14 protein-coding genes, 1 tRNA gene and 1 other annotated feature are annotated in these 15116 nt (G+C 29.1%); of the genes, 10 read left to right on the top strand and 5 right to left on the bottom strand.

Features of this window, described 5'->3' with window-relative positions:
• Positions 1 to 1752, bottom strand: a complete 1752-nt coding sequence (locus BUA82_RS03190) for an ABC transporter ATP-binding protein (protein WP_073004584.1) — start codon at positions 1750 to 1752, stop codon at positions 1 to 3.
• A gap of 207 nt (positions 1753 to 1959) precedes the next feature.
• On the opposite strand from BUA82_RS03190, the gene BUA82_RS03195 reads away from it, so the two are divergent.
• Positions 1960 to 2514 (top strand): hypothetical protein, encoded by a 555-nt coding sequence (locus BUA82_RS03195; protein WP_073004585.1) that lies wholly within the window; start codon positions 1960 to 1962, stop codon positions 2512 to 2514.
• 183 nt (positions 2515 to 2697) lie between these two features.
• Here BUA82_RS03195 and BUA82_RS03200 read toward each other — a convergent pair whose 3' ends face one another.
• Entirely contained in the window at positions 2698 to 3930 is a 1233-nt protein-coding gene (locus BUA82_RS03200) for an aminopeptidase (RefSeq protein ID WP_073004586.1), read from the bottom strand.
• Between the two features lie 155 nt (positions 3931 to 4085).
• A tRNA-Ala gene (locus tag BUA82_RS03205) sits at positions 4086 to 4162 on the bottom strand.
• A gap of 244 nt (positions 4163 to 4406) precedes the next feature.
• On the opposite strand from BUA82_RS03205, the gene BUA82_RS03210 reads away from it, so the two are divergent.
• Positions 4407 to 4592 (top strand): alpha/beta-type small acid-soluble spore protein, encoded by a 186-nt coding sequence (locus BUA82_RS03210; protein WP_073004588.1) that lies wholly within the window; start codon positions 4407 to 4409, stop codon positions 4590 to 4592.
• 37 nt (positions 4593 to 4629) lie between these two features.
• Here BUA82_RS03210 and BUA82_RS03215 read toward each other — a convergent pair whose 3' ends face one another.
• Together BUA82_RS03215 and BUA82_RS03220 are read right to left on the bottom strand one after the other, a co-directional pair.
• Positions 4630 to 4869: a DUF1292 domain-containing protein gene (locus BUA82_RS03215; protein WP_073004590.1), complete on the bottom strand. Its 240-nt coding sequence runs from the start codon at positions 4867 to 4869 to the stop codon at positions 4630 to 4632.
• A 75-nt stretch (positions 4870 to 4944) separates the two neighbouring features.
• A complete protein-coding gene (locus BUA82_RS03220; RefSeq protein ID WP_073004593.1) occupies positions 4945 to 5487 on the bottom strand; it encodes a tryptophan transporter in 543 nt (180 codons plus the stop codon).
• 157 nt (positions 5488 to 5644) lie between these two features.
• Positions 5645 to 5887 (bottom strand) — a binding site (T-box leader).
• 78 nt (positions 5888 to 5965) lie between these two features.
• Between BUA82_RS03220 and BUA82_RS03225 the strand changes: the two genes are divergently transcribed.
• The 8 genes from BUA82_RS03225 to BUA82_RS03260 all read left to right on the top strand — a co-directional run bounded on the left by BUA82_RS03225 (position 5966) and on the right by BUA82_RS03260 (position 15078).
• Positions 5966 to 6601 (top strand): lysoplasmalogenase, encoded by a 636-nt coding sequence (locus tag BUA82_RS03225; RefSeq protein WP_073004595.1) that lies wholly within the window; start codon positions 5966 to 5968, stop codon positions 6599 to 6601.
• A 178-nt stretch (positions 6602 to 6779) separates the two neighbouring features.
• Positions 6780 to 7241 carry a bifunctional (p)ppGpp synthetase/guanosine-3',5'-bis(diphosphate) 3'-pyrophosphohydrolase gene (locus BUA82_RS03230; RefSeq protein ID WP_073004597.1) on the top strand — a complete coding sequence of 154 codons (462 nt, stop codon included), beginning with the start codon at positions 6780 to 6782 and terminating at the stop codon, positions 7239 to 7241.
• 52 nt (positions 7242 to 7293) lie between these two features.
• The gene (locus BUA82_RS03235) at positions 7294 to 7596 is read left to right on the top strand and encodes a Dabb family protein (RefSeq protein WP_073004599.1); all 303 of its coding nucleotides are present in this window, start codon (positions 7294 to 7296) and stop codon (positions 7594 to 7596) included.
• Positions 7597 to 7633: 37 nt separating this feature from the next.
• The gene (locus tag BUA82_RS03240; protein WP_073004601.1) at positions 7634 to 8140 is read left to right on the top strand and encodes a GNAT family N-acetyltransferase; all 507 of its coding nucleotides are present in this window, start codon (positions 7634 to 7636) and stop codon (positions 8138 to 8140) included.
• A 117-nt stretch (positions 8141 to 8257) separates the two neighbouring features.
• Entirely contained in the window at positions 8258 to 8650 is a 393-nt protein-coding gene (locus BUA82_RS03245) for a rhodanese-like domain-containing protein (protein ID WP_083599756.1), read from the top strand.
• Between the two features lie 141 nt (positions 8651 to 8791).
• Positions 8792 to 9946 (top strand): GNAT family N-acetyltransferase, encoded by a 1155-nt coding sequence (locus tag BUA82_RS03250; RefSeq protein WP_073004603.1) that lies wholly within the window; start codon positions 8792 to 8794, stop codon positions 9944 to 9946.
• 184 nt (positions 9947 to 10130) lie between these two features.
• Positions 10131 to 13052, top strand: a complete 2922-nt coding sequence (locus tag BUA82_RS03255) for an insulinase family protein (protein WP_073004605.1) — start codon at positions 10131 to 10133, stop codon at positions 13050 to 13052.
• A gap of 184 nt (positions 13053 to 13236) precedes the next feature.
• On the top strand, positions 13237 to 15078 hold the full coding sequence (locus BUA82_RS03260; RefSeq protein WP_073004607.1) for an LTA synthase family protein: 1842 nt from the start codon (positions 13237 to 13239) through the stop codon (positions 15076 to 15078).
• Positions 15079 to 15116: the final 38 nt, after the last annotated feature.

The following is a 15116-nucleotide window of genomic DNA, read 5'->3' on the forward strand; positions in this document are numbered from 1 at the left end:
CTAATTCTCACCCTCCTCCTGTATTTTTTCTTCTAGTAATTGATTTTCATATATTTCAAAATATAAGCCTTTAAGATCAAGCAATTCCTTATGGGTTCCAGATTCAATTATTTTCCCATCATCTAAAACTATTATATTATCACTATTCTTTATAGCTGATATTCTATGAGATATTATTATAGAAGTTCTGTTTTTCATAATAGACTTTAAGTTTTCTAAAATTTTTGTTTCTGTCTTAGCATCTACTGAAGATAGGCAATCATCTAGTATTAATATTTCAGGATCCTTTATAAGAGCTCTAGCAATGGAGATCCTTTGTTTCTGACCACCGGATAAAGTAACTCCTTTTTCACCTACCATAGTTTCAAATTTATCTGGGAAATTCATTATGTTATCATAAACATCAGCATCAATAGCAGCTTGTTTTATGGATTCAATATCTACATAATCCTGTGATAAATTAATGTTTTCAGCAATGTTAGAAGAAAATAAAAAAGAATCAGATGCAAGTCCAATGTTTTCTCTTAATGTTTTTAAAGGTATTGAATTAATATCATATCCGTTAATTATTATTTCACCCTTCTGTAAGTTATATATCCTAACCAGTAGATTGACCAATGTACTTTTACCGCTTCCAGTTCTACCTATTATCCCCAGAGTGTCACCTTTATTAATACGAACATTAATATCTTCTAATGCAGGGGAATTACTTCCTGGATAATAGAAGGTTAATCCTTCTATAACAATGTCGCCGCTGATGGAATTAACTGGAACCACCCCAGGGGTGCTTACAATTTCTGGTTTTTCATGTAATACTTCTTCAATTCTTTCTAGGGAGGCAAAGCCTCTTTGTATGATATTAATCACCCAGCCTATAGCCATCATAGGCCATATAAGCTGTCCCAGGTACATATTAAAAGCTACAAAATCACCTAAAGAAATTTCACCTTGCATCACATAAAATCCACCTAGTCCTATGAATATAACAAAGCCTAAGGAGGCGACTAACTCTACTAAAGGTTGCATTAACCCCCATAACTTAGCAAATTCCATATTTACTTTAAAATTCTGTTGATTTTGCGTATTAAATTTCTCTAGTTCTTTTTCTTCCTGAACATAAGATTTAACCACTCGTATACCAGAAAAGTTTTCTTGAGTAAGGTCTGTTAATGAAGAAAAAGATTTTTGTACTGACATATATTTTTTGTGAATTTTTTTCCCAAACTTTGAAGCGGTAATAGAAATGAAGGGGAGGGGAATAAGTGAAATTAAGGTAAGCTTTACATCTATGGTGAGCATTATGATTATGGTTATAAGAGACATAAATAGAGAGTCTACTATCATAACAACTCCAAATCCCAAAGCTTGTACTACAGAATTTAAATCATTAGTAGCTAAGGCCATTAAATCTCCAGTCTTTTTGTTATTGTAGAAATTAGTGGACATATCCTGCAAATGCTTGAAAAAGGTATTTCTCATATCATATTCAATTTTCTTTGCAGTTCCCACTATAAGAATTCTCCATACAAATCTACCAATAGCCACTGTGGTTGCAGCTAATAATAATAATAAAATATACTGTAAAATTAATTTTTCAGTAGCAATTCCAGAAGGTAAAATATCACTGATTTTGCCAATGATTTTTGGAGGGATTAGTTGAATTAAATCTACCAATAATAATACTAGAATACCAAAATAATATTTGGTTCTATATTTCCTTGCATATTTAAAAATAGCCTTTAATTTATGCATTATAATATCTCTCCTTTATTAAGAAATTAGCGATTAAATAACAAATAATACTAGTACTTTAAGAAAGCCAATATATAAATTATATCATGAATTACATTGCGATAAATATTAGAATTTTTAATAAATTTAGAAAATTATTTATTTATAATTTGATACTTTACATTTTGTTTTGTATAATAATGGTAGGTGACAAAAGGAGGCGAAAATATGTTATATCTGGAATTTGATGATTTAAGATGGATTAATGCCTATATAGGAAATCAAGAGCAGCTTACTAGTAATGACCTAGAGCATCTTAAGACCTTTGCCTTCATGTGGGATATGTTTGAAGCAAAAGCATGTAAAGGAGCGGCCAATGCTCAAAGTATTGCTGATTTTGTTTTAAAAGATTTAGGTTTAGAGAAACAAAACAGAACTTCTAGCGTAATAGATGCTTATTTCGATTATTTTCACGATAGGTATGTTACTGAAGGGAAATTAAATGAAATCTTTATAAGAATGTCTAGGGATACAAAAGAAACTTTTGAGAGCGATGCGGGGATATTTAACGTAAAGGATTTTATAGGGCAAAACTTATTAGACAAGGACTCCACAGAAATAAACAAACTTTTAACTTGTATTTTAATAGCTTATAGGTGGAGAAGTAATTTCTTCTTGCTAGATAAAAATATAATAAATATAAGTCACCAATACAAGAACTTTAATATAGCAAACAAACTTATAGCTATGATACTTCAACAATACAGAAGAAACATTGAATAATAGCAAAGGATAATTTAGAATTTAGAATGTAAAATGAAGGACAGTTTTTCTGGAAAAGCACCAGAAAAACTAACAATGTAGAATGAAAAGAGCTCAAAGGCCTTAGGCCTTTGAACTCTTTTCTTAGTATATTTGTAGAAACTCTGTGAGTTTTATCATTCATTGTAAATTCTAAATTTTCGATTAAAATGCCCAGTTGCCATTTTTAAATATTTGTATTTCCTTGTTATCATGGGTTATACCCATAATATCTAAATCGGATGTACCTATCATAAAGTCTACATGAGTTAAAGAATTGTTAGCACCAGCATCTTCTAATTCTTTTTCAGTCATTGTATCTCCAGCTTCGAGACATAAAGTATAGGCGCGACCTAAGGCAAGATGACAAGAAGCATTTTCATCATATAAAGTATTATAAAATACTACTCCAGAATTTGAAATAGGGGAATCAAAGGGTACAAGAGCTACTTCACCTAAATAATGTGACCCTTCATCGGTTTCTATGATATTTTTTAAAGTATCATAGCCTTTTTCTGCGGTATAATCAACTACCTTACCATCCTTAAAGGTAATGGAGAAGTTATCAATAAGGTTGCCGCCATAATTTAGAGGTTTAGAGCTATATACTATACCATCTACACCAGTCTTTTTAGGCATGGTAAATACTTCTTCAGTAGGCATATTAGCAATAAATTCAGTACCGTCAGCACTATAATCAGCTCCACCCATCCATAGATGATGGTCTGGAAGCATAATATTTAAATCCGTTCCTTTTGAGTTTTTATAATGAAGGGATTTAAGTTTATTAGTATTTAAGAAGTCCATGGCCTTCTTAAGATTTTTTTTGTGTTCATCCCAAGCAACTACTGGATCTTCTTTGTCAACTCTTACTATTTTAAAAATTGAATCCCACAATTTTTCAACGGCTTCATCTCTTGACACGTCAGGAAAGACTTTAGCAGCCCAAGCTGAGGTAGGAATTGATACTATAGACCAACAATTTTTATTGCTCATAAGTCTTTCGTTGAACTCTTTTAGTGCCTTTTGTCTAGCCTTTTGAGCTCGCCCTATTCTTTTAGCATCTACTTCTTTCATAAGTTCTGGATCTGAGGCTGATATAGATAGGAAGCAAGCTCCTTGCTTTGCATAATGCAAATATGAATCTACTATCCAGTTAGGAACTTCGTCAAAGACTTCATCAGGTGCTTTCATGAATCTAATTTTGGTGAATAATTCATCATTCCAGTGAATAACTACATCTTTTGCTCCTTCCTCATAAGCAATTTCGCTTATCATCCTAGCAAAATAAGCACATTCAATAGGTGACATTATTACAAGGGTTTGATTTTTTTGTACATTAACTCCAGTCTTAACAGCTAATCTAGCATACTTTTTAAGTATTTCATCATCTTTCATCTTTTACACCTCTTTCATAAATTATCCTTATATTTATTTGTTTATAGAATAATCCTTTGACTAATTTAATGTGTTCTTAAAGTAATATCTTAAGATAATATAGTAATATTATCCAATTTTAAAAAAGTTACAAAAAAACGCCTCATTAGGCGTTTTGGTGGAGATGATGGGGCTCGAACCCACGACCCCTTGAATGCCATTCAAGTACTCTCCCAGACTGAGCTACATCCCCGTACAATATATATTTTAACATTTAATTTTAAAATGTCTAGTGAAATTTAATTGATAAATTTAAAATATTTTAAATTAAAAATTATCTATAATAATTTTATAAAATGCATCTGATAAAACGAATCTATTTAAATATTAAGTAAAAATTATAACATTATTTCCCAGGAAATTATTACAATTGTATTTTGTGAATAGTAATATTTTATAGGATAAAACTATTATTAATAACTTAAGGTGGTGATATTATGGAAGAAAAAATAAATAAATTGAAATCTAAAAGTGAACAGGCTAAAGAACTAGGAATAGAAATACCTGAGGATTATGATTGGGGAAATATGTCATCAAAGGCATGTGGAAGTGTGGGAGGAGCTATAGGAGGTAATTATACTAAAAATGCAGTGGAAGATTTTGAAAAGAAATTAAGTAAATAAAATATACCTCTGCCTAAAATTAAGCAGAGGTATATTTTTAAAATTTTAAATGTGATGCATTCTTTACCATTTCTATTTCTTTATTATCATCCACAGACAAAAGTTCTTCGTCCATATGTTTATCAAATTTAAGCTTATAAAATTCATAAGCTTCAGCGTTATTTACAGGAGACATAATTAAGTATCCTGTTTTATTTACTATGATTTCATCGAGAATTTTATATTCTATTCTGTTTCCCTGCTCATCTCTAAAAGCCATTACTGAATTTACTGTCATACAAAATACCCCTTTCTAAATATTAATAAGGTTATTTTGCACATAAAAATAAATTTAATACTTATATTACTTAAACTAGTTTAATTTTTCCATTATTTTTGATAAACCAGACCTTTTAGCTGCAATATTTATTACGTTAAATAACAATAATGATGCTGCAGTATTAATTAGTGTTGCGGGAAGTACCACAGTTAAAAATAATATTTTAAAAGGTGCAGGTAAAGAAAATAATAAATTAGCACTTCCTAAAAACACCGTTCCGCTAATAACAGTTCCTAATATGGATACTATAGTAAGTTTTAAGGTGTTATTTGTCTTAAAAATAAAATTGGTTTTTCCAAGTAAAATAATGATAATGTATATAATTTGACTGGTAATTATTTTGTCTATTAAATTTGGAAGCTGTCCACCAGGAAAAGTAGTAGTAGCTGCAGTTAATATTCCTGAGGTTAGTCCAATAATGAAAGTAGTCTTATAGTCTTCATTGAAAAGTATAGCTATAAACATCATGGATAGTAAAAAATCTGGTTTCATTCCAAATATAGGAGGCGCAAATTGATGAAGTATCATTCCTATAGCAAGTAGTAGTGCAGTGAGTACTAAATTTTTTAATTTCATATCATATCTCTCCTTTAAATAATTTAATGTTTTTCTTAGATAAAATTTATTATTTTTATAGGAAATTAAACTTCATGGCATTTTTAACACCTCCTTAATAATTTCTCATATAAGAGTATTTATAATAATTTTTTACAAATAAAAAAACCTCACCCAACAATAGGGCGAAGTTATATTCGCGGTACCACCTAAATTATGCTTATTATAAGCACATCTCATTCAGACACTATCATGTCTTACCGCTTTCACGGGCGGATCCCGTTAAGTACTACTACCTTAATAAGGTTTCGGCTTACTCCTTAAAGGTCCATTCCCTGCATACTTCTGTATTGAGATCACACCACCCTCAACTCTCTGAAACATAGTTAACACAGGTACTCTTCCTTCTCATTGGATTTATTAAATTTTATCACTTAAAAATATTAATGTCAATACTAGGATATATAGTCTATAATAAAATTGAGAGGGGGAGAAATTTGTGTATAATACTTTTATTTTAATTGCTTTTATTACTGTATCTATATTAAATATAATATTTAATTATAGAAATAATTTGAAAGGAATTTATTTAACTAAGCCACTTATAATGCCTTTACTCATTTTATACTATATTACTTTAACACAAAATATTAATTTTATTATCATAGGGGCTCTTATATTCGGCTTTTTAGGAGATATTTTTCTTTTAGATAGCAAAAATCATTTTACAAAAGGATTACTTTCATTTTTTTGTGGACATATTTTGTATATTGTAGCATTTTATTTAAATTTTACAATTAGAGGTGTAAAGGGTTTCTATTTTGTATTTATAATATTTTATTTATTTTATGCTTTATTACTTGTTAAAGGGTTGTTTCCATATTTAGGGTCAATGAAAATACTTGGTACAATGTATATGAGTACAATAATGGTAATGAGTTTTATCTCATTATTGATGATGCTACAAAGCTTTACCATTAACACTGTCCTTATTTTTTTAGGAAGTATAATATTTATAATTTCTGATAGCGTACTAGCTTTCGATACTTTTAAAGAAAAATATGCTTATTCTGGAGTTATTATTATGAGCACGTATATAACTGCTCAGTTTTTAATTATTGTTGGAATTAGATAAATGCTCTTAGGCTTTTGCCTAAGAGCATTTATTAAAAAGATAAGCTTTATCAATTGCAAAATATTATTTTTTATAATAAGTTTATTATCATGAAGTTTGTAATATAATCTTATTAATACTAAAATATTACTTAAGTACATTAAAGGGAAATTATGAAGTTATGATAAGGAGGGAAACCATGGATATTTTAGAAAAAGCGATTTCCTTAGCATTAGAAGGTCATGCTAATCAAAAAGATAAAGGGGGTATGCCATATATACTTCATCCTTTATATGTTATGAATAAGATGGATACAAAGAATGAAATGATTTGTGCAGTTCTTCATGATTTAGTTGAAGATACAGAGATAACATTTAAAGATTTAGAATTTCTTGGTTTTTCCAAGGAAAATTTGTATACTTTAGATTGTTTAACTAGAAGAGAAAATGAGGATTATTTTGATTATATTGAAAGAGTTAAGAGAGACAAGACAGCCGTTAAGGTTAAGCTAGCAGACCTGGAACATAATATGGATTTTAAAAGGGCAAAGAATTTGTCAGATGAATATATAATATTAACTTTAAAAAAATATAAAAAAGCTTGGAATGAGTTAAATAAAATCCGTGAAAATTTTATTTGCATACCTATGGAAGGAAAATAATCATGGATGTAGAAATCATATACTAACATTTTATAAAGGTAAGGTGAAATACATGATAAAACATATAGTAATGTGGAAAATTAAAGACTTTGCTGAAGGTAACAGCAAAGAACAAAATTGCAATAAAATAAAAAACGAATTAGAAGCTTTAAAATCTAAAATTCCTTGTATAAAAAGTATTGAAGTTGGTATTAACTTTTCTGAAGATAAGGCTGCATATGACTTAGTGCTGTATTCAGAATTTGAAGATGAAAATGCATTAAATGAATACCAAAATCATGAAGAACATTTAAAAGTGGCTAAATATATAGGCCTAGTGAGAGAAGATAGAATTATAGCCGATTATAAATTATAAGAGAAGTATTTATTTTATTTATATAGAGGTATTTTACATGTCAGATATTATTTTAAAACATATTGATGTAAATGATGGAATTGAAGTTTTAGATATGATAAGAGAAATTGGACCAGGTGAAAATGGCTTCGAAAACAGATATTATGATATGCCTATAGCCTTTTTTTCGGAGTTTAAGAAAGATAGAGTTAATGAAGCAAAAGGTATAGGACTTTTACCTGGATATGTAAGACAAAGCTTTTATATACTCTATATAGAGGGAAAGCCTGTGGGGTGCAGCAAGTTAAGACATAGCTTAACAAATAATTTATTAAAAAAAGGAGGTCACATAGGCTACTCCATTAGACCTTCTGAAAGAGAAAAAGGTTATGGAAACATTATATTGAAAGAAACCCTAAAAAAAGCAAAAAAATTAAAGCTAAATAAGGTTTTGGTTACTTGTAATGAAGATAACATCGCTTCTAGTAAGATTATTGAATATAATGGGGGAGTTTTAAAGAATATAGATGAAGGCATCTGTAGATACTGGATTAAGGTATTATAATATTTTTTATAATAATCCACTTGAATTCATATTATAGCTAAACTATAATTAAATGAGACTATATTTATATATTTAGATATATAAATATAGCAAATGATATATGGAGGGATTATTATAATGTATAAATATGTGATTTTATTAGTGTTTATAGTGGTTTTAATATATTTAAAAAACATATTTAAGAAAGTTAAACACCCTAATGTGAAAAATATTAATGCAGAAGAAGCTAAAAGATTATTGGAGGATAATAAACAGGTATTTGTACTTGATGTAAGAACCAAAGAAGAGTACTTAAGAGGACATATTGAGAAGGCAAAATTAATATCTGTTTCTGAATTAGATCATAGGGTAAATATCATAAAAAATTACAAAAACAAACCAGTACTAGTTTATTGTGCTTCAGGAGGAAGAAGTCCTAGAGCAGTTAAGGTTTTACTGGATAATGATTTTACTGAAATATACCATTTATATAAAGGATTAAATTCTTGGAAGTATACTAAAGTTAAATAACCATCCTTTAATAAAAGCTTATCTCATGGAGATAAGCTTTTTTAATATTTTTGTGAGTAATTATAAAAGGATTATGAGTATTAATATAGAATTAACATTAATGGGTTGATACTATAATAAGATGAATTAATGGAGGTAACTATGGAAGGACCAAGAGCATGTAAAATAGAAGAATTATCAGAGGTAGTAGATTTAATTAATAAGACCTTTAGAACATCCGCAGGGTTAAAGCCTACAATGGGGCAGGAGTTTCCACTGCTATTAAGCGAAGAAAATCTAGATAACATGAGAGTTATTTCAGTAGAGGGTAACATTGCAGCAGATGTAAATTATTATCCTTCAAAAATGAATATTGAAGGTGCAGAAATTAATGTGGCATCCATAGGAGCTGTTTGTACTCATAATGATCATAGAGGAAAGGGGTATTCTTCTATTATCTTAGATGATATAGAAAAAAGGCTAAAAGAGAGTAATACCCATTTATTATTTGTATCTGGAGGAAGAAGCCTTTATTTAAGAAGAGGATGTACTTTCTGCGGAAAGTTTTATGAATTTAAAACAAGTATTGATATTTTAAATAATATGGATGATATTAATCCTAAAATATCTGTGGAAGAAGTAACTGACTTTAATGCTTTGGATTTTATAAAAATATATAACGGCCATAGATCAAGATTTATAAGAAGTTATAGTGAGTTTAATAAGCTTTATAATGGGGCAACTACCATATGGGATGATTTTTATTATAAAACATACTTGGTTAGAGTACATAGTAAAATAGTGGCATATTTTATAATAAGAGTTAGGAAAAATGAAGATAATGAACTTTATGGCACCATGGTAGAATATAGCGGAGACATTTCTAGCATCCTAAAAGGATTGCAGTATGCTGCAAAAGAAAATAACTTAAAGGAATATCTTATTCGCTGTGAATATAGAGATATATTAAGCTCATACCTTTTGGCTATGGGAAGTAACTATGATGAAATAAATCAGTTAGGTACGGTTAAAATTATTAGTTTTTCAGATCTTATGATTCAGCTAAAGGGTTATTTTAAGCAGTACATTTCAGAGGAAGAACTTAGTAATTTGAATTTTTATGAAACCCAAGAAGCAAAGGTTATACAATATAAGCAGGAGACTTTAGAGCTTAAACAAAATGAAGCTGAGAAACTTATACTAGGGGATTGGAAAGATATTAAAGGAGAAAAACAAATATCATCAGAATTTAAGATCATACTAGATAAGGTATTTCCTATTTATATACCATGGGTAGGTAATATTAATTATCAATAATTATACATAAGGTATGATAAGTAGTTTATAACGAAATAATACTTAAAGACAGCAAAAGCTGTCTTTTTTATTAGCCTTATACTTTTATGTAGGTAAATATTAGTATAATAAGGTATAATAGTAATAATATTAATGATAATAATAGTAGACTACTTACATAATAAAAACTGAAAGGAGCACAGAAATGATTTTGGAAAAGAATAACATATATAATGGATTTAAGTTACAGGAAACTAAATATATTAATGAACTAAATTCTGAAGCAATGATATTTATTCATGAAAAAACTGGAGCAAAACTTTTCAAGCTTCAAAATAGTGATGACAATAAGGTTTTTTGCATTGGATTTAGGACACCACCTAAAGATAGCACTGGTGTAGCACACATAATTGAACATTCAGTGTTGTGTGGTTCAGAAAAGTATAGGAGCAAGGAGCCTTTTGTAGAATTATTAAAAGGATCATTAAATACATTTTTAAACGCTATGACCTTTCCAGATAAAACCATTTATCCGGTGGCCAGTAGAAATAGTAAAGACTTTCATAACTTAATTAATGTATATTTAGATGCAGTACTTCATCCTTTAATATATAATGAGCCGCTGATTTTCATGCAGGAGGGTTGGCATTATGAACTTAATTCTCCTGAAGGAGAACTTATTATAAATGGCGTAGTTTATAATGAAATGAAAGGGGTATACTCTTCACCGGACTCTCTTTTATATAGATATATTCCTAGCTCTTTAATGCCAAATACTACTTATGGTGTGGATTCTGGAGGAGACCCTGATGAGATTCCCAATTTAACCTATGAGGGTTTTGTTAATTTCCATAAGAGATATTATCATCCATCTAATTCATATATTTTCCTTTATGGTGATGGTGAAGTTACAGAAGAGCTTAAGCTAATAGATAATTATTTAAAAGATTATGAAAAAATATCCCCTGATTCAGAAATTTACACACAAAAACCTTTTAATGAAATGAAGGAAATAGTAATACCTTACACCATCTCTAAAGAAGAGGAAGATAAAGATAAAACATATTTAAGTCTTAATTTTTCCATAGGAACATCCATGGATGCAGAACTAAGTTTAGCATTCCAAGTTTTAACCTATATGCTTATTCAAAACCCAGCTGCTCCTTTAAAGAAAGCACTAATAGAAGCAGAAATAGGTAAAAGTGTGAATGGAGATTACGACAGTAGCAGCAAGCAGCCAGTGCTTAGCATAATAGTAAAGAATTCTGAAGAAGAAAACAAAGAAAAATTCCAACAGGTAGTATTTGATACCCTTAAAGCTTTAGTAGATAACGGTATTGATAAGGAACTTATAGAAGCCAGCATAAACTTTCAAGAGTTCTTGCTGAGAGAAAGTGATTTTAGAGGATACCCTAAGGGGTTAGTATACTATATGGGCGCTATGGAAAGCTGGCTTCATGATGAGAGCCCATTGTTACACCTGGAATATGATAATCATATAAATAAAATTAAGCAGGCTCTTACCACTAATTATTTTGAAGAGCTTATAGATAAATATATCCTTAAAAACAATCATAGCTCCCTAGTTATTTTAAAACCTGAAAAGGGACTAGGTGAGAAAAAAGCTAAAGACTTGGAAAAAAAGTTAAAGGATTATAAGTCATCCTTAAATTCTAAAGAAATAGAAAAAATTATATCAAACACAAAAAGATTAAGAGAAAGACAACAGTCTCAAGACAGTGAGGAAGTTCTTCATAGCATTCCTCAGCTAGCTCTTTCAGATATTGACAAAAAAGCTGAGTGGCTGCCTATAGAAGAATTACAATTACAGAATACTAAGGTTTTATTCCATGATGTATTTACTAATAAGATAGCATATTTAAACTTTATATTTGATACTTCTAACGTACCTGAAGAATTAGTACCTTATATTAGACTCCTGGGGGACCTTCTATCCAAATTAAGTACTGATAAATACAGTTATGAATCTTTAAGTAATAAGATTAATATAAATACTGGAGGTATAAATTTTGTTGTAAACACTTCTAGTAATAAGGATAATACTGAAGATTTTAAACCTATGCTTACAGTGAAATCTAAAGCATTGATTGAAAAGCTTCCAGAGCTTTCTAACCTTATAGGAGAAATTATAAAGAATACGAAGTTTAGTGAAAAAAGTAAGATACTATCCCTTATAAGGGAGCAAAAGGCAAGAATGGAAAGCCTTATTTACAATAGCGGTCATAGTATTGCAAGCCTTAAGGTTCTTTCTTATTTAACCCCTAAGGGAATCTATGATGAAACTGTAAGAGGCTTAAGTTATTATAGATTCTTATGTACATTAGAAGAAAACTATAATGATGAATATGAAGTGTTAATAAATAACTTGGCTAAGGTTAAGGAGTTGGTGTTTAATTTAAACAATCTTACTATTAGCTATACTTGTGAGAAAGAATACTATAATCGCTTAGAAGAAGCATTAAATGTGGTTTCTCAATACCTAAACTGTGATAAGGTTTATAAAGTCTCATATAATTATGGAGTAGGCAAAAAAAATGAAGGATTAACCACAGAAGCAAAAGTGCAGTATGTTGCCAAAGGCTTTAACTACAAAGAATTAGGCTTTGAATATAATGGTGCATTAAGAGTAATTGAAAATATACTAACCTTGGATTATTTGTGGAATAAAGTTAGGGTTATGGGGGGAGCATATGGGGTTAATGTAAATGTTCTGAAGGATGGAAGCGTATATATATCTTCTTATAGGGATCCTAAATTAGCTGAAACTATAAATGCTTACGACAATATATTTAACTATCTAAAGGACTTTCAAGGTGGAGAGAGAGAAATTGTTAAGTATATTTTAGGAACTATAAGCAGGCTAGATTTCCCTTTAACTCCTTCTATGATTTCGGATATATCCGATAGCAGATATTTTGCTGGAATTACCTATGAGGATATTCAAAAAGAAAGAGATGAGATTCTAAGCTTAAATAGTGAAACAGTACAAAGTTTCAGTAGTTTATTTAAAATGGGTATGGAAGAAAATTATATATGTGTTTTAGGTAATGAAGAGAAGATTCAATCAAATAAATCTATATTTGAAAACATAACGAAAGTATTCTAATATTAAAATAAATATATTCTTAAAGACTTTGAGAAACACTATTCTCAAAGTCTTTATTTTTAATAAGTTATTAATTTATAAATATACCTTAAACCTTTTGTTAAGTTTAGGATTTTTAAATATTTTTAATATATAATTACTCTAGTGTGTAATGAGGGAACAAATATTTTAGGAGGAAGATAATATGGTAAGATTATTTAACAATCCAACAGAAGAACTAAAATACAGTATTAAGAAAATGGTATTTAACATTTTCAATTCTTCCTTTATATACAACTTTATTGGGATTTTGCTAAAGACTATTTTTTTTATTATGATAATAAGTGATGATAAAGCTTCAAAATTAAATACAAATATTATTAGTAACAAAAATCCATCCTTAATAATTTATGTAGCTTTTATAGCTTTAATATTGAGCTTTGGATTCCTAACCAAGAAATCAAAATGGTCATTTTTTATAATTAATTTAGTTATAACGGTAATATATATTGGTGATATACTTTATTACAGAAGTAATAGCTCTTTTTTAAACCCTCATTTACTGCAATTAACTACTAACTTAGATAATTTAGGGGATAGCATATTTTCATTATTTAGAAAGGTAGACTTATTAATTATATTAGATTTAATTTTATTTATACCTATAAGCTTTCTTATAAAAGGTTTTAATGAAAGAAGCAAATCAGTATTTGCAATAATATCTATAACTAGTATGTTAGTTTTAGTCAATATATATATTAACCATGATGTAATAAATCATAATAGTAAAGATGAAAAACTTTTTTCTATAAGCTGGGCTCCTAATGAAAACATGTATGCACTTACCCCTATTGGATATCATGTGGTGGACACTGTTAAATATTTTAAGGAGAGTAAGCCCTTAAATTTATCTGCTGAAGAGAAAAATCAAATATATTCATGGCTTGTAGGACAAGAAGAAAACTTACCTGATAATAAATATAAAGGAAGTTTAAAGGATAAAAATTTATTAATTATACAGGTAGAATCTCTTGAAAATTTTGTTATAGGTAAAGAAGTAGATGGTCAGGAAATAACACCTAATATGAATAAGCTTTTAAAAAACTCTCTATATTTTAATAATTTTCACGAGCAAACCTATAAAGGAACTACTTCTGATGCGGAATTAATAACTAATACATCCTTATTGCCTGTTAGAGCTGGAAGTACATTTTTTAGATTTCCTAATAATTCTTATCCAAGCTCACTTCCAAACCTATTGAAGAAGAGAGGATATAGCACTGTTGCAGCTCATGCAGATAAGGGGAGTTATTGGAATTGGGTAAATGCTCTATCTTCCATTGGGTATGATAAGTGTTTTGATATAACAGCTTTCGAAAAAGATGAAAAGATAGGTATGGGATTAAGTGATGAGAGTTTTTTTAAGCAATTAGCTGATATTATAGATAAACAAGGTAAGCCATTTTTAAACTTTGCAGTTACCCTTACCAATCACGGACCTTTTGTATTACCAGATGAATATAAAACTCTACATCTAGAAGATGAGCTAGATAAGTCTATACTAGGTAAGTATTTTCAGACGGTGAGATATACAGATAAACAAATAGGAATGTTATTAGAGGAACTGGATAAAAAAGGGATTTTGGATAATACTACAGTAGTTATTTATGGAGACCATGAAGGAATAAATAAATACTATGCTGATGAAGTAGAGAAACTGCCTTCAAAATATCACTTTGCTTTAGAAAATGATTTAAGAGTACCACTTATAATCTATTCTAAAAATATTAAAGGGGAAGTATTTGATACTACGGCAGGTCAGGTAGATTTACTACCAACTCTAGCCTATTTGATGGATATTGATAAATCAGAATTGGAAGGAGCTACCCTAGGTAGAAATCTTTTAAACACTAATAAAGACTTTGTCATTACAGCTTTAGGAGAGTACAAAGGAAAATCGCATAGTAATGAGGAAGTGGAGGAGAGAATAAAGTCCTTAGAAATAAGTGATAAAATCATTAATTCTAACTTTTTTAAAGGATACTAGTAGGTAATTAATGATTTTTAATTAAAATATAGAAAAAC

Origin of the sequence: Clostridium amylolyticum, assembly GCF_900142075.1 — a bacterium.
In the GTDB taxonomy this organism is placed as follows: Bacteria; Bacillota; Clostridia; order Clostridiales; family Clostridiaceae; genus Clostridium_AA; species Clostridium_AA amylolyticum.

What these genes read in the sequence shown, in the direction of transcription:
- BUA82_RS03190 (WP_073004584.1), bottom strand. Translation starts at nt 1,752, where the DNA reads ATGCATAAATTAAAGGCTATTTTTAAATATGCAAGGAAATATAGAACC.
- BUA82_RS03195 (WP_073004585.1), top strand. Translation starts at nt 1,960, where the DNA reads ATGTTATATCTGGAATTTGATGATTTAAGATGGATTAATGCCTATATA.
- BUA82_RS03200 (WP_073004586.1), bottom strand. Translation starts at nt 3,930, where the DNA reads ATGAAAGATGATGAAATACTTAAAAAGTATGCTAGATTAGCTGTTAAG.
- BUA82_RS03210 (WP_073004588.1), top strand. Translation starts at nt 4,407, where the DNA reads ATGGAAGAAAAAATAAATAAATTGAAATCTAAAAGTGAACAGGCTAAA.
- BUA82_RS03215 (WP_073004590.1), bottom strand. Translation starts at nt 4,869, where the DNA reads ATGACAGTAAATTCAGTAATGGCTTTTAGAGATGAGCAGGGAAACAGA.
- BUA82_RS03220 (WP_073004593.1), bottom strand. Translation starts at nt 5,487, where the DNA reads ATGAAATTAAAAAATTTAGTACTCACTGCACTACTACTTGCTATAGGA.
- BUA82_RS03230 (WP_073004597.1), top strand. Translation starts at nt 6,780, where the DNA reads ATGGATATTTTAGAAAAAGCGATTTCCTTAGCATTAGAAGGTCATGCT.
- BUA82_RS03235 (WP_073004599.1), top strand. Translation starts at nt 7,294, where the DNA reads ATGATAAAACATATAGTAATGTGGAAAATTAAAGACTTTGCTGAAGGT.
- BUA82_RS03240 (WP_073004601.1), top strand. Translation starts at nt 7,634, where the DNA reads ATGTCAGATATTATTTTAAAACATATTGATGTAAATGATGGAATTGAA.
- BUA82_RS03245 (WP_083599756.1), top strand. Translation starts at nt 8,258, where the DNA reads ATGTATAAATATGTGATTTTATTAGTGTTTATAGTGGTTTTAATATAT.
- BUA82_RS03250 (WP_073004603.1), top strand. Translation starts at nt 8,792, where the DNA reads ATGGAAGGACCAAGAGCATGTAAAATAGAAGAATTATCAGAGGTAGTA.
- BUA82_RS03255 (WP_073004605.1), top strand. Translation starts at nt 10,131, where the DNA reads ATGATTTTGGAAAAGAATAACATATATAATGGATTTAAGTTACAGGAA.
- BUA82_RS03260 (WP_073004607.1), top strand. Translation starts at nt 13,237, where the DNA reads ATGGTAAGATTATTTAACAATCCAACAGAAGAACTAAAATACAGTATT.